The organism is Rhodosalinus halophilus (assembly GCF_003298775.1).
GTDB classification, from domain to species: Bacteria; Pseudomonadota; Alphaproteobacteria; order Rhodobacterales; family Rhodobacteraceae; genus Rhodosalinus; species Rhodosalinus halophilus.
Genome location: NZ_QNTQ01000002.1, coordinates 173,148 through 194,942, shown reverse-complemented (window position 1 = coordinate 194,942; position 21,795 = coordinate 173,148). Strand labels below are relative to the sequence as shown.

Below are 21,795 nucleotides of genomic sequence, written 5' to 3'. Positions count from 1 at the left end.
CATATCTAGCCGGTCTGACGTTTTCCTGACTTTCGGGGTTTTGCGCATGCGTGCCGAGGCACAGAACGCGGTGGAAGAGATCGAGAAATCGCTGACGCTCCTGCGGCAGCGGATGGACTGGGAGACCGCGGCCCACCGGCTCGAGGAATACGACGCACGCGTCGAGGATCCCGAACTCTGGAACGATCCCGAGCGCGCGCAGAAGCTCATGCGCGAGCGTCAGTCGCTCGTGGACCGGATCGAGACGGTGACGTCGCTCGAACAGCAGCTGTCGGACAACGTCGAGCTGATCGAGATGGGCGAGGCCGAGGGCGACGAGGAGGTGATCGCCGAGGCCGAAGCGGCCCTGACCGAGCTCGCGCAGACGGCGCGCGCGAGAGAACTGGAGGCGCTGCTCGACGGCGAGGCCGACGGCAACGACACCTACCTCGAAATTCACGCCGGCGCGGGCGGCACGGAAAGCTGCGACTGGGCGGCGATGCTGGCGCGGATGTATGTCCGCTGGGCCGAAAAGCGCGGCTACAAGGTCGAGCTTCAGGCCGAGACGCCGGGCGACGAGGCGGGCATAAAGTCGGCCACCTACAAGATAAGCGGCCCCAATGCCTATGGCTGGCTCAAGTCCGAGTCGGGGGTGCACCGGCTGGTGCGCATCTCGCCCTACGACAGCTCGGCGCGGCGGCACACCTCGTTCAGCTCGGTCTGGGTCTATCCGGTGGTGGACGACAACATCGAGATCGAGGTGAACCCGGCCGACATCCGTGTGGACACCTTCCGCAGCTCGGGTGCGGGCGGCCAGCACGTCAACACCACCGACTCGGCGGTGCGGATCACCCACATCCCGACCGGCATCGTCGTCACGAGTTCGGAGAAGTCGCAGCACCAGAACCGCGACATCGCCATGAAGGCGCTGAAGTCACGACTTTATCAGATGGAGCTCGACCGCCGGAACGAGGCGATCCAGGCGAGTCACGAGGCCAAGGGCGAGGCGGGCTGGGGCAACCAGATCCGCTCCTATGTCCTCCAGCCCTACCAGATGGTGAAGGATCTGCGCACCAACTACGAAACCTCCGACACCAAGGGCGTGCTCGACGGCGACCTCGACGGGTTCATGGCCGCCGTTCTGGCCCATGACGCCGCCGGCAAGAGCCGCAGCGAGGCGCAGGCGGAGGCGTGAGCGGCGCCGATCCGCTCGCGCTCGACGCCGTCGATCTGTCGGAGGCGCTCGCGCGCGGCGCGCTTTCCGCCGAAGAGCTCATGCAGGCGACGCTCGCGCGGATCGAGGCGGAAAATCCGCGCGTGAACGCCATCGTCGCGCTGCGCGACGCCGAAGACCTGCTGGCCGAGGCCCGCGCGGCCGACGCCGCGCCGCGCAGGGGCTGGCTGCACGGCGTGCCGCTCGCGGTGAAGGATCTGGCCAACGCCGCCGGGCTGCCCACGAGCATGGGCTCGCCGCTCTTCGCGGGGGAGGTGGCGAAGACGGACGATCTGCCGATCGCGCGGCTGCGGGCGGCGGGGGCCATCGTCATCGGCAAGACAAACACGCCTGAGTTCGGCCTCGGCAGCCACAGTTTCAATCCGGTGTTCGGCGTCACCCGAAACCCCTACGACACGGCGCGCACCGCCGGTGGATCCTCGGGCGGCGCGGCGGCGGCGCTCGCCACCCGGATGGTCGCCGTCGCCGACGGCTCCGACATGATGGGGAGCCTGCGCAACCCGGCGGCCTTCTGCAACGTCTACGGCTTCCGCCCGAGCTGGGGCCGCGTGCCGGGCGAGCCCGAGGGCGACAGCTTTCTCCACCAGCTCGCCACCGCCGGTCCGATGGCCCGCAGCCCCGCCGATCTCGCGGGCCTGCTCGAGACGATGGCGGGGCGCGATCCGCGCCAGCCCCACGGCCTGCCTGCGGAGCGCTTCTCCGACGCGATCGGGCAAGACGTGCGGGGCCGCCGCATCGGCTGGCTGGGCGACTGGGGCGGAGCCTATGCGCTGGAGCCGGGGATCGCCGAACTCTGCGAGGCGGCCCTGCAGCGCTTCGAGGATCTCGGCGCGCAGGTCGAGCCCCTGGCGCCGCCATTTCCGGCCGGTGATCTGTGGCAGAGCTGGACGACACTGCGCGCCTGGGCCGTCGCCGCGGCGCTCGCGGAACTCTACGCCTGCGCCGACAAACGCGCGCAGATCAAGCCGGAAGCGCTCTGGGAAGCGGAACGCGGCCTGAAGCTCTCCGCGATGGAGGTGCACAGGGCCTCTGTCATCCGTTCGCGCTGGTTCGCGCAGGCGGCGTCGCTTTTCGAGCGCTTCGACGCGCTCGCGCTGCCCTCCGCCCAGGTCTGGCCCTTTCCGGCCGACCGGCGCTGGCCCGAGCGCATCGGAACGCGCGAGATGGACACCTACCACCGCTGGATGGAGGTCGTCGTCCCGGCGAGCCTCGCCGGGCTTCCGGCGCTGGCTGTGCCCGCGGGCTTCGGCGCCGCGGGGCTGCCCATGGGCCTGCAACTCGTCGGGCCGCGCGGGGCGGATGCCGATCTGCTCGCCCTCGGCCATGCCTACCACGAGGCGACCCGCTGGCCGCAGCGTCACCCGTCGCGGGCTTGATCTCGGGCGTGGTTCGCTGTTCTCATTGCGACGAGGCGCCGCAGGGGAGGGGAGGCCCATGCCGGACGACACGCCGCCGCTCGGAGTGCCGCCGCTCGGTCAGGTGACGGTCAGCATGCTGCGCGAGGCGCTATCGCGGGGCTGGCGCGACTTCCGGCGCGCGCCGGCCTTTGGCCTGGCCTTCGCGGGGGTCTACGTTCTGGGCGGCTGGCTGATGGTCTTCGTCACCCAGTGGACGGGACAGACCTACTGGCTGATCTTCGCCGCCATCGGGTTCCCGCTCATCGGTCCCTTCGCCGCCACGGGCGTCTACGAGGTCAGCCGCCGGATCGAGTCCGGCCGCGCGCTGGAATGGCCGGGCATCGCGGGCGTGGTGCTGCGGCAGAGCAAGCGGCAGCTGCCCTCGATCTCGGCCGTCATCATCATCGTCTTTCTGTTCTGGTTCTTCATCGCCCACATGATCTTCGCCCTCTTTCTGGGGCTCTCGACGATGACCAACGTCTCCACGAGCTACGATATCTATTTCACCTCCAACGGCCTCGCGATGCTGACCGTGGGCACGCTGGTGGGCGCGGGCTTCGCCACGGTGCTCTACGCCATCACGGTGATCGCGCTGCCGCTGCTGCTCGACCGCGAGGTGGATTTCGTCACCGCCATGATCACCAGTTTCCAGACCGTGACCGACCGCCCTCTGCCCATGCTCGGCTGGGGCGTCTTCATCGCGGTCTTCACATTCGCGGCGATGGTGCCGTGGTTCCTCGGCCTCTTCGTCGCGCTGCCGCTTCTGGGCCACGCGTCCTGGCACCTCTACAGCCTGCTCAAGGCCGAAGGCGCGGAGGAGGTCGTCGCGCCTCCGGCGGATGCGGGCCGACCAGCCTGAAGACACCGGGAGCATGTCCAGGACCCGGCGTGCAGGCGAATTCTCCGGGCGCTAAGCCGTTCTGCGGCCGGCAGATGGGCGTTCACACCGGCTGCCTCTTCGGCGGCTAGCTCGCGCGCCGCTGCCGCTCAGGCCTCCCGCCCCTCGGCCTTGAGCCTGGCGTGCAGCGCCGCCGCCTCGGGGGCGCCCGCCTCGAGCGCGAAGACATAGGCATGCGTGAGGTAGAAGCCCGCCGCCTCCCCATCGTCCGCCGCCTCGGCCGCCTGCGCGTAGAGACGGATCAGCGCCGCCCGGTCGCCCGCGGCATGCGCCTCGAGCAGCGCCGCGTCGAGCGCGCTCACTCCGCTGCCTGCGCCGTCCCGCGCCATGTCTCGATCCGGTCGGCCGCCCAGGCGTGGAAGCAATGCGTCGGCCCGTCCATCTCCGGGCTGAAGCGTCCGCCGTCGAAGCCGGCCGCGTGCCGGCCCCGCTGCATGCCTTCGACCACGAAGATGTCCTCGGCGAAGACCTCCTGCCATTGCGCGGTGTTCTTCGCCCGAAGCGCCGCGTCCGTCTCCGCAGCAGGGTAGAAGAGATGCACCCGCTCCAGCGTGCGCTCCGGCCCCTCGGGGATCAGCAGGATGGCGAAGGCATGATCGCGGTGCACGCCGAGCAGAACGTTGGGATAGACGGCGAGATACTCCGCCGCCGTGTCCCAGGCGGGCGACAGACCGGGGAAGTCGGGAAAGACCTCGCCCGCATCGCCGCGCAGCTGACGATAGACCCGCGTGCCCTGTCCCGAGAAGCGCCCGGGCGCCTCGATGTTGTAGTGATCCTCCAGCCGCGAATAGCTGTTCAGGCCCGGATGCACCCAGGGCAGATGGTAGCTCTCGCAGTAGTTCTCGACCGCGAGTTTCCAGTTCGCCGCGACCCTCAGATCCCAGCGGCTGTCCTCGCCGCCATGCACCCAGTCGCGGTCGAACTCGGCCCAGCGCGCCAGCACCTCGGCCATCGCCTCCTCGAAGGGCGGGGCGTCGCCCGAGACGTTGACCCAGACCACGCCGAAGCGCAGCGCGCTGCGCACCTCGATCAGCCCCAGCTCCTCGCGACGGATCGCGTCGTGGGTGTTGCGCCCCGGCCCGCCGACATGCGGCGTCGAGACCAGCCGCCCGTCGGTGCCGTAGCACCAGGAATGATAGGGGCAGCGGATCGCGCCCTCGATCCGCCGCGGCGCGTCCACCAGGATCATGCCTCGGTGCCGGCAGGTGTTGAGAAAGACGCGCACCGCGCCCGCCCGGTCGCGGATGAGCAGAAGCGGCATGCCCATGAAGTCGATCGGCACGGCATCCCCCGGATGGGGCACGTCGGCGGCCACGGCGAGCCCGGCCCATTGCGCGAAGATCAGCGCCTCGCGTTCCTCGGCGTAGAGCGCGGGGTCGGTGTAATGGGCATTCGGCAGCCCCTGGGCCTCGGACACGGGGCGACGGACGGGGGACAGATCGGTGATCGCGGGCATCGGCACTCTCCTCGCAGGTGACGCGAGGATAAGGTTTCCGCCGCGGCGTGCGCGCCTTTTTGCGACCTCAGTTTTCCGGCGCCGACAACGACGGCTATTCCGCCCCGCGCGAGAGCGCCGCGATCCCGGTGCGCGCCATCTCGATGAGCCCCAGCGGACGCATCAGCTCGGCGAAGGCGTCGATCTTCTCCGGGCTTCCGGTGATCTGGAAGACGAAGCTCTCGAGCGTCGAGTCCACCACGTTGGCGCGGAAGATGTCGGCCAGGCGCAGCGCCTCGACCCGCTTCTCGCCCTGGCCCGCGACCTTGAAGAGCGCGAGCTCGCGCTCCACCGCGTGGCCCTCCACCGTCAGGTCGTGCACCTCGTGCACCGGCACGATCCGGCCCAGCTGCGCCTTGATCTGCTCGATCACCTGCGGCGTGCCGGTCGTCACGATGGTGATCCGGCTCAGATGCCCGGTATGGTCCACCTCGGCCACGGTCAGGCTCTCGATATTGTAGCCGCGCCCGGAGAAGAGGCCGATCACCCGCGCCAGGACGCCCGGCTCGTTGTCCACCAGCACGGCCAGCGTATGCCGCTCCTGCACGTCCGAGAAGGTGGGCCGCAGGTTGTAGGCCGAATGCTTGCTCGACCCCTTCTTGATCTTCAGTGCGGACATCTGCCTCGTCCCTCCGCTGCGGCGCGCGGCCTGCGCGCCGGGTCCTTCTTCTTGGCTCAAATATCCTCGGGGGGTGAATTCGCCGCAGGCGAAGAGGGGGGCAGACAGCCCCCCTTTTCACGACGCCTCAGACCAGCACCGAGCCCTTCTCGTCGATCGCGCCCTGCGTCTCCGCCTCGCCCAGCAGCATCTCGTTGTGCGCCTTGCCCGAGGGAATCATCGGGAAGCAGTTCTCGTGCTTCTCCACCAGGCAGTCGAAAACCACCGGCCCGTCGTAGGCCAGCATCTCGGCGATCGCGTCGTCGAGATCGGCCGGGTCGTCGCACTTGATTCCCTTGCAGCCGAAGGCCTCGGCCAGCTTGACGAAGTCGGGCAGGGCCTCGGACCAGGAATGCGAATAGCGCTCGCCGTGCAGCAGTTCCTGCCACTGGCGCACCATGCCGAGGCGCTCGTTGTTGAGGATGAACTGCTTGACCGGCAGGCGATACTGCACCGCCGTTCCCATCTCCTGCATGTTCATCAGCCAGGACGCCTCGCCGGCGACGTTGATGACCAGCGCGTCGGGATGGGCGATCTGCACCCCGATCGAGGCGGGCAGGCCGTAGCCCATGGTGCCGAGCCCGCCGGAGGTCATCCAGAGGTTCGGCGCCTCGAAGCCCATGTATTGCGCGGCCCACATCTGGTGCTGGCCCACCTCGGTGCAGATGTAGCGGTCCGGCCGGCCCTTGGTCAGCGCCTCGAGGCGCGCCAGCGCGTGCTGCGGCTTGATGGTCTTCTCCGAGGGCTTGAAGCGCAGGCAGTCCACCTTGCGCCACTCCTCGATGCGCGACCACCATGTCGCCACCGCCTCGCGGTTCACCTTGCGGCCGCGCGCCTTCCAGACCTTCAGGATGTCCTCGAGCACATGGGCGATGTCGCCCACGATGGGGAAATCGGTCTTGACCACCTTGTTGATCGAGGAGGGGTCGATATCGACATGCGCCTTCTTCGAATGCGGCGAGAAGGCGTCGATCCGGCCGGTGATCCGGTCGTCGAAGCGCGCGCCGAGATTGATCATCAGGTCGCAGCCGTGCATCGCCAGATTGGCCTCGTAGAGACCGTGCATCCCCAGCATGCCGAGCCAGTTCTCGCCCGAGGCCGGGTAGGCGCCGAGCCCCATCAGCGTGGAGGTCACGGGAAAGCCCGTCGCGTCCACCAGTTCGCGCAGCAGCTGGCTCGCGGCGGGGCCGGAGTTGATGACGCCGCCGCCGGTGTAGAAGACCGGCCGCTCGGCGCGCTCCATCGCGGCCACCAGGTCGGTGATCCCCTCGATGTCGCCCTTCACCTGCGGCTGGTAGTGGCTGAGCTTCGCCCGCGAGGGCGGCGTGTAGCTCTCGGTGGCGAACTGCACGTCCTTGGGGATGTCCACCAGCACCGGGCCGGGCCGGCCCGAGGTGGCGACGTGGAACGCCTCGTGGATCGTGCCAGAAAGCCGCGCGGGATCCTTCACCAGCCAGTTGTGCTTCGTGCAGGCGCGGGTGATGCCCACCGTGTCGGCCTCCTGGAAGGCGTCCGAGCCGATCAGGAAGGTCGGCACCTGGCCCGTGAGCACGACGATGGGGATCGAGTCCATCAGCGCGTCGGTCAGCCCGGTCACCGAATTGGTCGCGCCCGGCCCGGAGGTCACCAGCACCACGCCCGGCTTGCCGGTCGCGCGCGCGTAGCCCTCGGCCGCGTGCACCGCGCCCTGCTCGTGCCGGACGAGGATGTGGCGGATGTCGTTCTGCTGGAAGATCTCGTCGTAAATCGGCAGAACGGCGCCCCCGGGGTAGCCGAATACCGTATCCACGCCCTGATCCCTCAGCGCCTGGACCACCATCTTCGCTCCGGTCATCGCCCTTGTCATGCCGTCACTCCACTTCGGCAGTTGCATCGCTGCGGTCTGTCGCCGCGCACAAAAAAGCCCCCGTCGATCCGATCGGGGGCGCATGGGGAACCCTGAGGGTGTCCGGCTTACCGGCCCATGCGCCACGTATCCACGATTACGACGAGAGTAGCCATTCCGGCGCGCTCCTTTCGCTCTGGGGCTGACCTATACACGCGCGCGGGACAGCGTCAACCGCAAACGGCGGAGAAAATGTCGCGGGCGTGCGGTCGGGCGACATTTTCTTTCGCCGGAGGCCCCGCCGCCGAAGGGCATCGGGTGGCCGCGTCAATTCGCGGCAAGATGTCCGGACAGGCTGCCGGCTGGAAAAGAGACGGCTGCGCTTTCCGCCGGGAAAGGCGAAAAAAACCTGTTCCAAAGGCGGGACTCCGCCGCTAGTGTCCCGCCACGGTTCGACTTGGCCCGTCCGAACCATGTGGCGGGCCGACAGCAAGGGAGGACAGAGAAACAATGGATCGTCGCTCGTTTCTTCGGAATTCGGCGCTCGGGGGCACGGCCGCGGCCGCGTCGACCCTCGCGGCGCCGGCCATCGCGCAGAGCGCCCGCACGCTCACCTTCGTGACCACCTGGGGCCGCGGCCTCGCCGGGGTGCATGACAGCGCGCAGTATTGCGCGGACTCGATCAACGCGCTCTCCGACGGCACGCTCAACGTCGATCTGCGCGCCGCGGGCGAGCTCGTCGGCGCCTTCGAGGTGTTCGACGCCGTCTCGGCCGGTCAGGCCGACATGTATCACGGGGTGGACTACTACTTCCTCGGTCAGCATCCGGCGCTGTCGTTCTTCTCGCAGATTCCGTTCGGCATGACCTTCATGGAGTTCAACAACTGGTATTACCACCAGGGCGGCATGGAGCTCGCCGAGGAACTCTACCCGATCTTCGGGCTCAAGGCCTTCCCGGCCGGCAACACCGGCCCGCAGTCCGGCGGCTGGTTCGCCAACGAGATCAACGGCCCCGAGGATTTCCAGGGCCTCAAGTTCCGCATGCCGGGCCTGGGCGGCCAGGTGCTCGGCAAGCTCGGCGCCAGCGTGCAGAACCTTCCGGGCGCGGAAGTGTATCAAGCGCTTGCCTCCGGCGCGATCGACGGCACCGAGTGGATCGGCCCCTGGGCGGACGAGTCGGCCGGCTTCCAGGAGATCACGAACATCTACTACACGGCCGGCTTCCACGAGCCCGGCCCCAACCTGAACCTTGTCGTCAACCGCGACGTCTGGGACGACCTGACCCCGGCACAGCAGTCGGCGATCGAGCAGACGGCCAGGGCCTCGAACATCTGGACCATGACGCTCTTCATGGCGAACAACTCCTCCGCGCTGCAGCGGCTGCAGGCCGGCGGCGTGCAGGTGCGCGAGTTCCCCGACAGCGTCTGGGACGCTTTCGGCCAGGCGGCCGAGGAGGTCATCCAGGAGTCGATGGACGACCCGATCTACGCGCAGTGCTACGACAGCTACATGGAGTCGCTGCGCAGCTCCGCGTCGTGGATCAGCCGGTCGCAGGGCACCTTCTCCGAGCAGCGCAACCGCGTCCTCGGCATCTGAGCCCAGCGCAATCGCAAGCGATCCGGCCTCCCGCCACCGGCGGGAGGCCTGCCCGTTCCGAGCGCCAAGCCGCAGGCGACCCGGCGCTCGCGTCTCTGACTGGATAACGCGATGCTCGACGCCCTCGTCTGGTTGGTCACGAATATCGGCATGGCCTTCTACAACCTGGCCTATGCCGTCACCCATCCGCAGCTCTGGCTGGACTGGTCCGATCCGGAGGCGGTGATGCGGGTCGTCTACTACGGCGGCTCGGTGGAATTCTTCTTCGTGGCGTTCACCACCATCCTCGTGCTCACGGCGCTCGGCATCTGGCGCAACTCGATCATGTGGACCGGGGTGATCGTGCTCGAAGGTTTCGCCAACGCGGTCGGCCGCTTCTTCGCCTGGGCCGGCCTCATCATGGTCATCCAGCAGGTCGTCATCGTCTTCGTGCAGCGCATCTTCGCGGCCTCGGAGATCACGCTGGGCTTCGGCCAGGCCTTCAGCTTCGACGTGTCCTGGTGGTCGGAGGAGCTCAAGCTCTACAACGCGATGATCGTGGCGCTCTGCGTGAGCTACACCTTCGTCCAGCACGGGCATGTCCGGGTGGACCTGTTCTATTCCGCCGTGCGCTTCCGCACGCGGAAGATCATCGACATGGTGGGCGCGCTCGTTTTCATGCTGCCGATGGCGGTGATCGTCTGGATGTACGGCTGGTTCTTCCTCTGGCGGCACCTGATCACGCCCAAGCCCTCGGCCTCGGAAGATCTGGACCGCCTGCTGATGAAGGCGCGCGCCTTCCGCTGGAACGTCGAGACCATCGGCTTCAGCCCGAACGGCTTCAACGCCTACTTCCTCTTCAAGGTGCTGCTCGTGGCCTTCGCGGGGCTGATCTTCCTGCAGGCGGTGGCGGTGCTCTGGCGCTCGTGGCTGGAATTCCGCGAGGGCGAGGAAAGCGAGGGCAAGCATCTCGACCGCGACCGCCTCGAGGGCGGCACGGCCGAGAGTGCCGAGCACGTATTCGAATCACGCTGAGGGGCAGGGACAGACATGCTTTTCGGACTGGACGGCGTCGAGATCGGCCTGATCATCGTCTTCCTTTGCCTCTTCGCCGGAATCCTGTCGGGGTTTCCCGTGGCCTTCGCCATCGGCGGCGCGGGCGTCATCGCCTTCGCGATCATCGCCGCGCTCGACAGCGCCGGCCTGCTGATCCACCAGGCGATCGACACCGGCTCGCAGGCCTACAACGCCCTGATAAATCAGGGCGTCCGACCAGACACGATATCCATATTCCGATACCCGGAATTGCCGCGCGTCGAGGTGCCGGTCTTCCCGCAAGGCTGGGAGACGGCGGTCGACCGCAACATCAGCTTCATCGTCAACAGGATCAACGAGCGGGTGCTCGCCGGCCAGTCGATCGAGACGCTGCTCGCCGTGCTCATGTTCGTGATGATGGGCATCACGCTCGAGCGGTCGCGCATCGCCGAGGATCTTCTGACCACCATGGCGCGGGTCTTCGGTCCCCTGCCGGGCGGGCTCGCCGTCTCCATCGTCGTGGTGGGCGCCTTCCTCGCCGCCTCGACCGGGATCGTGGGCGCGACCGTGGTCACCATGGGCCTGCTCGCGCTCCCGACCATGCTGCGCGCCGGCTATTCGCCCAAGCTCGCGACGGGGGTGATCTCCGCCTCCGGAACGCTGGGGCAGATCATCCCGCCGTCGATCGTGATCGTGCTGCTCGGCACGCTGGCAGGCGACATCTACGCCCGCGCACAGGAGCAGCGGGCGCAGAGCGTCGGATGCCGGGACGCGCTGACGCTTCTGGGGGAGCCTGCCGTGGTCTCGGTGGGCACGCTCTTCCAGGCAGCGCTCCTGCCGGGGATCCTGCTCGCCGGTCTCTACGCGGCCTATGCCTTCGGCTTCGCGCTCTTCAATCCCTCGAAGGCGCCTCCGGTGCTGAGCGACGGCGGCGACGGCAGCGAGCCCACCACCCCGGCCGAACGCTGGACGTGGTTCGCCGCCGTGCCGGCCGCGCTGATCGGCGGCGTGCTCATCGCCGGACAGATCGGCATCGTCGGCAGCCAGGACGTGAGCGTCGCGCGCTACTCGGAACAGGGCGAGACCGCCTCGCTGCGCACCAATGTCTCGGAGGAGTGTCAGGCCGCGATGATCGAGGTGCACGGCCAGGAGGCCTGGGACCGCGCCGTGGCCGAGGAGCAGGCGATCGAGGCCGCGGGCGGCGTCGAGCAGGCGCACGAACTCAGCGAGGAGGAGCGCGCGGAGCGACTGCAGCAACAGCTGGCGGATGCCGCGCCCATCGGGACCGGCATCGCCACGGGCTTCCTGCTTCTGGCCCTGATCCTGACCACGGCGCGCGGCATCGCGCCCTCGGCTGATCCGCTGCCCATCGCGGTCGGACTCGGCGGGGTGGCGCTGGCCTTGCTGATCGACATCGTCGCGATCTCGCCGCTGACCTCCCCCGCGGTCACCGTCCTCTGGCTCGCCATTCCGATCGCGCTCACGATCTACGGGCTCCGGCACGCCTTCGCGCGGCTCGCGCAGAACGAGCTGCTGCGGGTGGTCTTCCCGCCGCTCGTTCTGATCGTGGCGGTGCTGGGCTCGATCCTCGGCGGGATCACGAATCCGACGCCCGCCGCGGCGCTGGGCGCGGGCGGGGCGATCATGCTCGCCGCCTACCGCAAGCTCCGCGACGAGAACCGCTCGGGCAAGATCATCATCTGGTCCACCTTCGCGCTGATCATCATGCTGCTGGTGGGCATCAACTTCGATCTGCGCGTGGGCATCGAGGAAACCGGCTTCGACACCTGGGTGGCCTACATCGTGGCGCAGGCGGCCTATCTCTACGCGATCTTCGGCCTTCTCTACGCCTGCTTCGTGCTTTTCCGCGGCGGGGTGCTGGCGCCGGTCGTGCGCGAGACGGCCAAGGTCACCTCGATGGTGTTCACCATCCTGATCGGCTCGCAGCTTCTGAACCTGGTGCTGATCTCCTTCGGCGGCGAGCACTACATCCAGCAGTTCCTCAAGAGCTTCGACAACGAATACACGGTCTTCCTGATCGTGATGCTCGTGCTCTTCCTGCTGGGCTTCGTGCTCGACTTCCTCGAGATCATCTACATCGTCGTGCCGATCGTCGGCCCGGTGATCTACGGCGGCGGCTTCGACCCGAAATGGGTGACGATCATGATCGCAGTGAACCTGCAGACCTCGTTCCTGACGCCGCCCTTCGGCTTCGCGCTGTTCTATCTGCGCGGGGTCGCGCCGCGGAGCATCACGACCGGGCAGATCTACCAGGGTGTGCTGCCCTTCGTTCTGATCCAGGTCGTGGGGCTCGCGATCCTGTGGTACTTCCCGGGCATCGTGACCATCGTGCCCGACCTGATCCCGAACTGAGGCGTGCCGCCGGGGCGTCAGCCGGCCCCGGCCCGCCGCGTCTCGATCGCGTCGAGCAGCGCGACAAGTTGCGCCCGGGCCTCCGGGCTCATCTGCTCGGTCAGCCGCATGTCCTGTTCGGCCACGGCGGCGCGGGCCCGGGCCGCAAGGGCGGCACCGCGCGGCGTCGCGGCCAGCGCATGGGCGCGGCGGTCGTCGTCCGCGGCGGCGCGGGCGATTAAGCCGTCGCGCACGAGACCCTCCACAACGGGCGTGAGATTCGAGCGCTCCATCCCCAGCGCCTCGGCGAGCTGCGAGGACCGCAGGCCCGGATTGTCCGCGATCACCACGAGGACGGAGAACGGCACCATCCGCAGCCCCAGCGGCGCGAGCGTCTCGTTGACCTCGGCCTGCACAACGGCCATGGCCCGCCGCAGGTGATAGCCGGTGAAGGCCCGAAGCCCGGCGTCGAGCGGCGTCGCGGCAGGCGGGGCAGGGCGGCGCGGCATGATCTCAGCGGAAGCGCGGCGCGCGCTTTTCCAGAAACGCGGCGAGGCCCTCCTGCGCATCGGGACTGGTCTGTGTCACGGCCGCGCAGAGGCTCTCGGCAAAGAGGCCGTCGGCCTTCGACATGTCCTCGATACGGGCGATCGCCTGAATCATGATGTAGTTCGACAGTTGCGCGTTCTCGGCGATCCTGCCCGCCAGCTCGCGCGCCTTCACCATGGCCTGGCCCTCGTCCACCACGTAATGGGCAAGGCCCAGCGCCAGCCCCTCCTGCGCGCCGTATTTGCGGCCCGTCAGCATCATCTCGATCATGCGGTCGGCGCCCAGGATGCGCCCCACGCGCACGGTGGCGCCGCCGCCCACGAAGATGCCGCGCCGCCCCTCCGGCAGCTGGAAGATCACGTCCGGCTCCGCCACCCGCACATGCGTCGCGGTGGCGAGTTCCAAGCCGCCCCCGATCACCGCGCCCGTCATGGCCGAGACCACCGGCAGCCCTCCGAACTGGATCCTGTCGAGCGCCGCGTGCCAGCCGCGCGAGTGATACATCGTGTGCTCGGCATCGCGCTGGACATGTTCCGAAAGGTCCAGCCCCGCGCAGTAGTGCCCGCCCTTGCCGTGCAGGATCGCGACCCGGACACCGGCGGGCGGCTTGCGAAAGAAGCGCTCGATTTCCTCCAGAAGCGCGTCCGACATCGCGTTGCGCTTGTCCGCGCGATTCATCGTCAGGGTGGCGACGGGACCGTCGGTCTCGACGATCAGCAGCGGCTCGGACATGGGCTGGCCTCGTGCTCTCGGGAGGGAAAGTTATGCGACATAATCAATGGCACGCAAGCGCGGCGCGCGAGGGTCGCGCGCCGCAGGCCTCAATCGGGCAACAGGAAGAGTGTGATGGCCGGGAACATCACGAGGATCGCCACGCGCACCACGTCGGAGCCCACGAAGAAGAGCACCGACTTGTAGGTGGCCGACATCGGCGTCTCCCGGTCCATGTTGTTGATGATGAAGAGGTTCAGCCCCACAGGCGGGGTGATGAGGCCGACCTCCACGACGATCAGGACAAGAATGCCGAACCAGATGGCCACATGCTCCGCGGACATGCCGAAATCGAGCGCGGAGATCACCGGAAAGAAGATCGGCACCGTCAGCAGGATCATCGACAGCGAGTCCATCAGGCAGCCGAAGAACAGGTAGAGCGTCAGGATCACCACCAGCACGAGCCAGGGGCTGAAGCCCTGTTCGACGACGAAGCGCGACATCTCCTGCGGCACCTGCGTGAGCGCGAGAAAGCCGTTGTAGAAGCCTGCGCCCAGCACGATGAAGAAGATCATCGCCGTCGATTTGGCGGTCGCGGTGAAGCTCTCGCCCAGCGTCCGGACCGTCAGCCCGCCGTTGACCAGAGCGATCAGCCCGGTGCCGAAGGCGCCGACGGCCGCGGCCTGGGTTGGCGTGAAGATGCCGCCGTAGATGCCGCCCACGACGGCGACGAACACAAGCAGGACGGGCCAGACGGCGAGCAGGGCCGAGATCCGCTCGCCCCACGGCACCGGGTCGCGCACGCCGGCCCGGTCGGGGTAGAGGCGCACGTAGAGCGAAATCGCCAGCATGTAGCCGATCGCCGCGAGGATGCCGGGGATGAAGGCGGCGAGGAAGAGCTTGGCGATGTTCTGCTCGGTCAGGATCGCGTAGATCACAAGCACGACCGAGGGCGGGATCAGGATGCCCAGCGTGCCGCCCGCCGCGAGCGTCGCCGTCGAGAACCCGCCCGAGTAGCCGTAGCGCTTGAGTTCCGGCAAGGCCACGCGGCTCATGGTGGCCGCGGTGGCCAGCGACGAGCCGCAGATCGCGCCGAAGCCCGCGCAGGCGCCGACCGCCGCCATCGCCACGCCGCCCCTGCGGTGGCCGAGGAATCCCTCGGCGGCGCGGAAGAGCGCCTGGCTCATGCCGCCCAGCGTGGCGAAATAGCCCATGAGCAGGAACATCGGCACGATGGTCAGCGAGTAGTTGGAAAAGGTCGTGTAGGCCTCGGTCTTGAGGCGCGCCAGCGCCATGAACGGCCCGTTCATCACCAGCCACAGCCCGCCGAAGCCGGTGACGAACATCGCCAGCCCGATCGGCACCCGCGCGAAGATCAGCAGCAGCAGGACCGGAAAGGACCAGATACCGATCTCGAGATTGCTCAATGTTCCGCTCCCTCGCCGGCGCCGATCAGGTCATGGTTGGTCAGGAGTTCCCAGCCGCGCGCGAGCGCCGTCCAGACGCCCACGATGGCCGCGGCCACAGCGCCCACGAGGCTCGCGGCGTAGGACCACCAGACCGGAAACTGCAGCAGGAAGGTGGTCTGCCCCGACCGGATGCGCCCGTCCATGCCCTCCTTGAGCTGCACCGCGATGGTGATCAGCACCGCGGCGAAAAGCACCTCGATCGCGAATTGCAGAAGGCGGAAGCGGCGCCCGGTCAGCCAGTTGGTGAAGATGTCCACCGTCGCGTGGCCCGCGGTGATCTGACACAGCGGCAGGAAGGCGAAGATGGCGAAGGCCATGCCGGCCTGGACCAGTTCCTCCTCGCCGGGGATCGGACCGAGGGACGTGAGGCCCGAGAGGATCGAGGCGACGGTCAGCAGGATCGTGGCCGACAGCACGAGGCCGCCGATCGTCGCCATGACCCAGGCGAAGCCGTAGAAGACGCGGTGAAGGCGCTGCACGGATGACTCTCCGGTGGGGCTGACGCGAAAGGGCCGCGGCGGAGCGCTCCGCCGCGGCCCGTCAGTGACACGACGGGCTCACTCGTAGGAGCCGTCGTAGGACTCGTGGTACTCTTCCATGAGGGCGCGCGCCTCGTCGATGAGCTGCTGGCCGTCCTTGCCGCGCTCTTCCATGTCGGCGACCCAGTTCTCGTAGATGGGCTCGGCGAGGTCGTACCAGACCTGCGCATCCTCCTCGGAGATGGTCACGATGTTGTTGCCGGCCTCGACCGCGATTTCGCGCGCGGGACCGTCCGCGTCGGCCTGCGTGCCGCCGGCGAAGACCGAGAAATCGACACCCGAGTTCTGGTCGATCACCGCCTTGAGGTCGTCGGGCAGGCTCTCGTAACGGGCCTTGTTCATCGCCAGCACGAAGGTGAGGTTGTAAAGCGCCGGACCCTCGAACTCGGTATGGTTCGACACCAGCTCCGGCACCTTGAGCGCGGTGGTCACCTCCCAAGGGATGGTGGTGCCGTCGATCACGCCCTTGGAGAGCGCCTCCGGCACGGCCGGCACCGGCAGGCCGACGGGCTCGGCGCCCACGCGCGTCAGCAGCTCGTTCACCAGCCGCGAGCCGCCGCGGATCTTCATGCCCTCGAGGTCCGAGGGCTCGGTCACCGGATCCTTGGTGTGGAACATGCCGGGCCCGTGCACCCAGGTGCCCACGATCTTCACGTCGGCGAACTCGGTGTCCGCCATGTATTTCTCGTAGAGCTTCCAGTAGGCATAGGAAGCCGCGCGCGCGTCCGCGACCATGAAGGGCAGCTCGAACACCTCGGTCGAGGGGAAGCGGCCGGGGGTGTAGCCCACCACCGTCCAGACCACGTCCGCGATGCCGTCGATCGCCTGATCGATCAGCTCCGGCGGGGTGCCGCCCAGCTGCATGGAGGGATAGCGCTCGACCTTGATGCGGCCCTCGCTGTCCTCTTCCACGTTGTCGGCCCAGACGTCGAGCACCAGTTTCGGCACGTTGGCCTGTGCCGGCAGGAACTGGTGCAGGCGCAGCGTCACCTCCTGCGCCGCGGCCTGGCCGGCGAGGCCGAGTCCCAGCGCCGTGGCGGCGGCAAGGCCGATGAGATTTCTCCGGTCGATCGTCATAGAGCTCCTCCCCGTTTCCGATCTGGGCGTCAGTTCTAGCAGGTCGCTGCCACGTTGCACGCGTTTTCCGAAAGCGCGCGGCAAAAAGTTATGTCTCATAACGGTCGGGCGTCGGAAGCCGTGCGAAGATCGCGCATGCGACAAGCTCAGGTTGAATTGGGGGCGTCAAGGTCACGCTTTGCCAAAGCAAATCCGGGACTGCGCTTTTCAGGGCGAATCGGCTCTGGTAGCGTCGTGCCAAAGAGATAAACGAGGCAAGAGCAGGAAGTAGCGGCATGCGGACGGGCTTTCGCGGCACGTTCGTCATCTGCTGGTCACAGACCGAGGTCGACGGGCTCGACAATGCGGCGATCGCCGATCTCGACATCGGCTCGGTCTGGTGCTGGCGTGGCGACGCGATCCGCATAGACGGTCCAGACGGTCTGTTGCGGCTCGACGGCGCGCAGGGTGAGGCCGAGCTGCGCCGCCGTGCGGCAGGCATGGTGCGGCGTCTGGTCGGCGCGGCGCTGACGCGTCGCCCGGCAGCCGAGGCGCTCGCGTTTGCCGGCGATGCGTCGCCGCACCCCATGGCCGACAACACCTTCGTCGTCACCGACGGCGCCCGCAGCTTCACCGTCACCCTGATCGAGACGGCCGGCGGTCGCCCTCCGCTCTTGATGTTCCTCGATTCCATGCCGCCGCGCGATTCCGACCTCTATGTCGTGCGCCACAGCCTGCCGCGCCTCCCGTCCGCGGATCCCGCGCGCGCGGCCGCGGAGGTGATCTGTTTCACGCCGGGCACTCGCATCGCGACGCCGCAGGGGCCGCAGCCCGTCGAGGATCTGGTCGAGGGCGACCGCGTGGCGACCAAGGACGACGGCCCGCAGGAGATCCTCTGGATCGGACGCCGGCGCATCGGCGGTGCGCGGCTTTTCGCGATGCCCGCGCTCAGGCCGGTGCGCATCGGCGCCGGCGCGCTCGCGCTGTGCCAGCCCGAGCGCAGCCTGCTCGTCTCGCCGGCCCACCGCCTCGTCGTTCGGGGCGCGCGGGCGCGGGCGCTCTTCAACACGTCCGAAGTCCTGGTCGCCGCGCGCGACCTGGTCGACGGCCGGCAGGTGCGCCCGGACCAGACCGTGCGGGAAGTCGATTACATCCACCTCCTGCTGCCCCGGCACGAGGTGCTCTGGGCGAACGGCGTCGAGACGGAGAGCTTCCACCCGGCGAGCACGCGGCCCGAGGCCATCGCCCCGGAGGACCGTGCGCGGCTCTTCGCCGGCATCCCCGAGGCCGAGACGGACCCCTTCCGCTACGGCCCCTACGCGCGCCGCACCCTGAGCCGCTCCGAAGCGGCGCTGCTGTTCGGCGAGGCGGCCTGACCGGGCAGGGACGCGATCAGTTGCCCGGCACCAGCTTGCCGGGGTTGAGGATGCCTTGCGGGTCGAGCGCGGCCTTGATCGCGCCCATGACCGCCCAGCCTTCGCCGTGCTCCTCGGCCATGTAGCCGGTCTTGCCCATGCCCACGCCGTGCTCGCCCGTCACGGTGCCGCCCAGCCGCAGCGCCCGCTCGGCCATCCGGTGCGCGAGCCCCTTCGCGGTGTCCAGATCCCCCGCATGGTCCGGCCGGACGATCAGCGTGGCATGGAAGTTGCCGTCGCCCACGTGGCCCAGGATCGGGCCGGGCATGCCGCTTGCCGCGATGTCGGCCTGCGTCTGCTCCACCGCCTCGGCCAGCCGAGAGATCGGCACGCAGATGTCGGTCACCAGCGCCCGCGCGCCCGGATGCGCGGCCATGATCGCGTAGTAGCCGTTGTGCCGCATCCGCCAGAGGTGGCGCCGCTCTTCCTCGCGCGTGGACCATTCGAAGGCGTCGCCGCCATGCTCGGCCACCAGCGCGCCGAACAGCTCCGCCTGTTCGGCCACGGCCGTCTCCGAGCCGTGCAGTTCCACCAGAAGGTGCGGCCGCTCCGGCAGGTCGGTGCCGGCATAGGCGTTGAAGGCCGCGGCCGAGGCCGCGTCCACGAACTCGATGCGCGCCATCGGCAGGCCCATCTGGATCGTCTCGATCACGCAGTCCACCGCGCCGCCGATGCCGGGAAAGGCCGCGACGCCCGCCGCCACCGCCTCGGGCCGGCCGTGCAGCCGCAGCGTGAGCTCGGTGATCAGCCCCAGCGTGCCCTCGCTGCCCAGCATCAGCGCGGTGAGGTCGTAGCCTGCCGCGGACTTGCGGGCGCGGCTGCCGGTGCGGATCACCCGCCCGTCGGCCAGCACGACCTCGAGCGCCAGAACGTTGTCGCGCATCGAGCCGTAGCGCACGGTCGTCGTGCCCGAGGCGCGCGTCGCCGCCATCCCGCCGATGCTCGCGTCGGCGCCCGGATCGACCGGGAAGAAGAGGCCGGTGGCGCGCAACTCCTCCTCCAGCGCGCGGCGCGTGAGGCCGGGCTGCACCGTCACGTCCATGTCCTCGGGCCGCACATCCAGAACCCGGTTCATCCGCGTGAAATCCACCGACACGCCGCCCCGCGCCGCCAGCGCGTGCCCCTCGAGCGAGGTGCCCGCGCCCCAGCCCACAACCGGCACGCCGTGGCGCGCGCAGAGTCGCACGATCTCCTGCACCTCCCGCGTCGTCTCGGGCCAGGCCACGGCGTCCGGCGGCGTCATGGCGAAATGGCTCTCCGACCGGCCGTGCGCCTCCAGATCGGGCTTGGACCGGCTCAGCCGTTCGCCTAGTAAGGCGGAAAGCGCGTCGAGAGCGTCCTGAAGGGCCATGAGTTTCCCCGGCAGTTCCAGCCCCAGCCTAACCCCGCGGCCCGCCGGGGAAAAGACGGGGCGGAGGCGCGGCAGATGAGGGCGCCGCCGCGTAACCCGCTTCTGGCGCAGATCGTCCACACCCGCCATGCCTTCCGCCGCGGCTGGCAACTGCTGCGCCACCGCGGGCCGGGGCAGGTGCAGTTCTGGTTCATCGCGCTGGGCGTCGGGATCGCCGCAGGCTGTGCCGCCGTGATCTTCCGCATCGGGATCGAGACGCTGCAGGAGCTGGCCTATGGCGCCGACGATCTGCACCGCCTGCACAGCTTCGCCGAAACGCTGGCCTGGTGGTGGATCGTTGCCGTGCCGGTCGCGGGCGGCCTGGTGGTGGGGCTGCTGCTGCATTTCTTCACGCCCGACGGCCGCGTGCGCGCGGTGGCCGACGTCATCGAGGGCGCGGCGCTCAACGACGGCCGGGTCGAGACCAAGGCGGGGCTCACCTCCACCGGCTGCTCGCTCGTCACCCTCTCCACCGGCGGCTCGACGGGGCGCGAGGGGCCGGTCGTCCACCTCGCCGCGCTGCTCTCGTCCTGGGTATCGAACGCCATCCGCGCCGACGGGGTCACCGGGCGCGACCTGCTGGGCTGCGCGGTCGCGGCCGCCGTCTCGGCGAGCTTCAACGCGCCCATCGCCGGCGCGCTCTTCGCGATGGAAGTGGTGCTGCGGCACTTCGCGCTGCACGCCTTCGCGCCCATCGTCATCGCCTCGGCCGCGGGCACGGTGATCGGCCGCATGGCCTTCGGCGACGTCACCAACTTCGTCCTGCCGGGAGGCTCGGCACTGGAATTCTACGCCGAGATCCCGGCCTTCCTCCTCCTCGGGCTCGTCTGCGGGCTGGTCGCCGTGGTGACCATGCGCGCGATCTTCTGGGGCGAGGACGCGGGCAACCTCGTGCAGCGCCGCACGCGCATGCCGCTCTGGCTGCGCCCCGCGCTGACCGGCGCCCTTCTGGGCGGCATCGCCGTGGGCTTTCCGCATATCATCGGCGTGGGCTACGAGACGACGACGCGCGCGCTCACCGGCGATCTGCTGCTCCACGAGGCGGTCGTCTTCTGCATCGTCAAGGTCGTGGCGGTGGCCGTCACCATGGCCGGCCGGATGGGCGGCGGCGTCTTCTCCCCCTCGCTGATGCTGGGGGCGCTGACCGGCCTCGCCTTCGGCCTCGTCGCCACCGGCCTCTTCCCCGAGATTTCCGGGGCGCCCACGCTCTACGCGCTGGCCGGCATGGGCGCGGTGGCCGCCGCCGTCCTCGGCGCGCCGATCTCGACCACGCTCATCGTCTTCGAGCTCACCGGCGACTGGCAGACGGGCCTCGCGGTGATGGTCGCGGTCTCCACCTCAACCGCGCTCGCCTCGCGGCTGGTGGACCGCTCCTTCTTCCTCAGCCAGCTCGAGCGCCGCGGCGTGCACCTCGCCGCGGGCCCGCAGGAATACCTGCTGCAGATGTTCCGCGTGGCGGGCGTGATGCGCGGGCCGCTGGACGAGCGCGCGCCCGAGGAGGCGCGGCTGTGGGAGCTCATCGGCAACGGCGTCTACGTCGATGCCAACGCCACGCTCGAGGCGGCGATGCCGATCTTCGACAAGTCGGGCCTGCCATTCATCCCCGTCGTCCGCCTCACCGGTGCGGGCAAGTCGCCCGAACTGCAGGGCGCGCTCTTCCATGTCGACGCGCTCAAGGCCTACAACCGCGCCCTCGCCGCCACCGCCGAGGAGGAGCATTCCTGACCGCGCGCAGCGTCAGCGCGCCGCGATCCGGTGTCCCGAGTCCGTCCCCTTGCCGGAAAGACCCTCGGGGGGTGAATGCCGCGCGAGCGGCAGAAGGGGGCAGACAGCCCCCCTTGACGGCGCCACCCCCGCGCGCAGGCGCTCAGATCCGCTCGACCGTGACCTGGTCGCTCTCGTGGAAGGCCACGTGCCCCGCGATCTCGCCCGCGCCGTCCACCGGGCTCTCGTAGCTCCAGGCTGCATCCGGAATCGTCGTCGACTTCGTGACGATCGAGAACCAGCGCGCGTCGCCCTTCCAGGGGCAATGGCTGGACTTCTCCGAGGGTTCGAGGAACGCCATGGCGAGGTCGCCGCGCGGGAAGTAGATCACCGGCGCGTGGCCTTCCTCGTCCAGCTCCAGCGCGGCAGAGCTTTCGCCCAGAACGGCGCCGCCGGCGCGGACGCTCCATTTGCCCTCGGCGGGCCGGATGGTGATGCGCTTGGCCATGTCCCT

19 protein-coding genes are annotated in these 21,795 nt (G+C 69.0%); 8 read left to right on the top strand and 11 right to left on the bottom strand.

What is annotated here, in order from left to right; genetic code table 11:
- Positions 1-46: 46 nt before the first annotated feature.
- The 3 genes from prfB to DRV85_RS03050 are packed head-to-tail and all read left to right on the top strand — an operon-like array spanning position 47 to position 3,469.
- Complete coding sequence (gene prfB / locus DRV85_RS03060; RefSeq protein ID WP_113287968.1) at positions 47-1,174, top strand: peptide chain release factor 2; 1,128 nt, start codon at positions 47-49, stop codon at positions 1,172-1,174.
- A complete protein-coding gene (locus tag DRV85_RS03055) occupies positions 1,171-2,589 on the top strand; it encodes an amidase (RefSeq protein WP_113287967.1) in 1,419 nt (472 codons plus the stop codon). The genes prfB and DRV85_RS03055 overlap by 4 nt, the downstream gene beginning before the upstream one ends.
- 58 nt (positions 2,590-2,647) lie before the next feature.
- Positions 2,648-3,469: a DUF2189 domain-containing protein gene (locus DRV85_RS03050; RefSeq protein WP_113287966.1), complete on the top strand. Its 822-nt coding sequence runs from the start codon at positions 2,648-2,650 to the stop codon at positions 3,467-3,469.
- Positions 3,470-3,597: 128 nt separating this feature from the next.
- Here DRV85_RS03050 and DRV85_RS03045 read toward each other — a convergent pair whose 3' ends face one another.
- From DRV85_RS03045 to DRV85_RS03030, 4 genes are all read right to left on the bottom strand, one after another.
- The gene (locus tag DRV85_RS03045; protein ID WP_113287965.1) at positions 3,598-3,837 is read right to left on the bottom strand and encodes a hypothetical protein; all 240 of its coding nucleotides are present in this window, start codon (positions 3,835-3,837) and stop codon (positions 3,598-3,600) included.
- On the bottom strand, positions 3,807-4,964 hold the full coding sequence (locus tag DRV85_RS03040; protein WP_113287964.1) for an aromatic ring-hydroxylating oxygenase subunit alpha: 1,158 nt from the start codon (positions 4,962-4,964) through the stop codon (positions 3,807-3,809). Before DRV85_RS03040 ends, DRV85_RS03045 begins: the two co-directional genes overlap by 31 nt.
- 94 nt (positions 4,965-5,058) lie before the next feature.
- Complete coding sequence (ilvN, locus tag DRV85_RS03035; protein WP_113287963.1) at positions 5,059-5,622, bottom strand: acetolactate synthase small subunit; 564 nt, start codon at positions 5,620-5,622, stop codon at positions 5,059-5,061.
- 127 nt (positions 5,623-5,749) lie between these two features.
- On the bottom strand, positions 5,750-7,507 hold the full coding sequence (locus DRV85_RS03030; RefSeq protein ID WP_113287962.1) for an acetolactate synthase 3 large subunit: 1,758 nt from the start codon (positions 7,505-7,507) through the stop codon (positions 5,750-5,752).
- 489 nt (positions 7,508-7,996) lie between these two features.
- On the opposite strand from DRV85_RS03030, the gene DRV85_RS03025 reads away from it, so the two are divergent.
- The 3 genes from DRV85_RS03025 to DRV85_RS03015 all read left to right on the top strand — a co-directional run bounded on the left by DRV85_RS03025 (position 7,997) and on the right by DRV85_RS03015 (position 12,469).
- Positions 7,997-9,082, top strand: a complete 1,086-nt coding sequence (locus DRV85_RS03025) for a TRAP transporter substrate-binding protein (RefSeq protein ID WP_113287961.1) — start codon at positions 7,997-7,999, stop codon at positions 9,080-9,082.
- Positions 9,083-9,193: 111 nt separating this feature from the next.
- Positions 9,194-10,096, top strand: coding sequence for a TRAP transporter small permease subunit (locus tag DRV85_RS03020; protein WP_113287960.1), 903 nt, complete (start codon positions 9,194-9,196; stop codon positions 10,094-10,096).
- A 15-nt stretch (positions 10,097-10,111) separates the two neighbouring features.
- Entirely contained in the window at positions 10,112-12,469 is a 2,358-nt protein-coding gene (locus tag DRV85_RS03015; RefSeq protein WP_113287959.1) for a TRAP transporter large permease, read from the top strand.
- A 17-nt stretch (positions 12,470-12,486) separates the two neighbouring features.
- Here the strand turns inward: DRV85_RS03015 and DRV85_RS03010 are convergent, their stop codons facing one another.
- The 5 genes from DRV85_RS03010 to DRV85_RS02990 all read right to left on the bottom strand — a co-directional run bounded on the left by DRV85_RS03010 (position 12,487) and on the right by DRV85_RS02990 (position 16,793).
- Positions 12,487-12,957 (bottom strand): MarR family winged helix-turn-helix transcriptional regulator, encoded by a 471-nt coding sequence (locus DRV85_RS03010; protein WP_158540094.1) that lies wholly within the window; start codon positions 12,955-12,957, stop codon positions 12,487-12,489.
- 4 nt (positions 12,958-12,961) lie between these two features.
- Complete coding sequence (locus tag DRV85_RS03005) at positions 12,962-13,729, bottom strand: crotonase/enoyl-CoA hydratase family protein (RefSeq protein ID WP_113287957.1); 768 nt, start codon at positions 13,727-13,729, stop codon at positions 12,962-12,964.
- Positions 13,730-13,818: 89 nt separating this feature from the next.
- Positions 13,819-15,135, bottom strand: coding sequence for a TRAP transporter large permease (locus tag DRV85_RS03000; protein ID WP_113287956.1), 1,317 nt, complete (start codon positions 15,133-15,135; stop codon positions 13,819-13,821).
- The gene (locus tag DRV85_RS02995; protein ID WP_233495382.1) at positions 15,132-15,656 is read right to left on the bottom strand and encodes a TRAP transporter small permease; all 525 of its coding nucleotides are present in this window, start codon (positions 15,654-15,656) and stop codon (positions 15,132-15,134) included. The genes DRV85_RS03000 and DRV85_RS02995 overlap by 4 nt, the downstream gene beginning before the upstream one ends.
- A gap of 78 nt (positions 15,657-15,734) precedes the next feature.
- On the bottom strand, positions 15,735-16,793 hold the full coding sequence (locus DRV85_RS02990) for a TRAP transporter substrate-binding protein (protein ID WP_113287955.1): 1,059 nt from the start codon (positions 16,791-16,793) through the stop codon (positions 15,735-15,737).
- A gap of 275 nt (positions 16,794-17,068) precedes the next feature.
- Here DRV85_RS02990 and DRV85_RS02985 point away from each other — a divergent pair, with 275 nt between their 5' ends.
- On the top strand, positions 17,069-18,148 hold the full coding sequence (locus DRV85_RS02985; RefSeq protein ID WP_113287954.1) for a Hint domain-containing protein: 1,080 nt from the start codon (positions 17,069-17,071) through the stop codon (positions 18,146-18,148).
- Positions 18,149-18,164: 16 nt separating this feature from the next.
- Here DRV85_RS02985 and DRV85_RS02980 read toward each other — a convergent pair whose 3' ends face one another.
- On the bottom strand, positions 18,165-19,538 hold the full coding sequence (locus DRV85_RS02980; protein ID WP_113287953.1) for an FAD-binding oxidoreductase: 1,374 nt from the start codon (positions 19,536-19,538) through the stop codon (positions 18,165-18,167).
- 75 nt (positions 19,539-19,613) lie between these two features.
- On the opposite strand from DRV85_RS02980, the gene DRV85_RS02975 reads away from it, so the two are divergent.
- A complete protein-coding gene (locus DRV85_RS02975) occupies positions 19,614-21,302 on the top strand; it encodes a chloride channel protein (RefSeq protein ID WP_113287952.1) in 1,689 nt (562 codons plus the stop codon).
- Positions 21,303-21,444: 142 nt separating this feature from the next.
- Here DRV85_RS02975 and DRV85_RS02970 read toward each other — a convergent pair whose 3' ends face one another.
- Positions 21,445-21,789 (bottom strand): DUF427 domain-containing protein, encoded by a 345-nt coding sequence (locus DRV85_RS02970; protein WP_113287951.1) that lies wholly within the window; start codon positions 21,787-21,789, stop codon positions 21,445-21,447.
- Between the last annotated feature and the right edge of the window lie 6 nt (positions 21,790-21,795).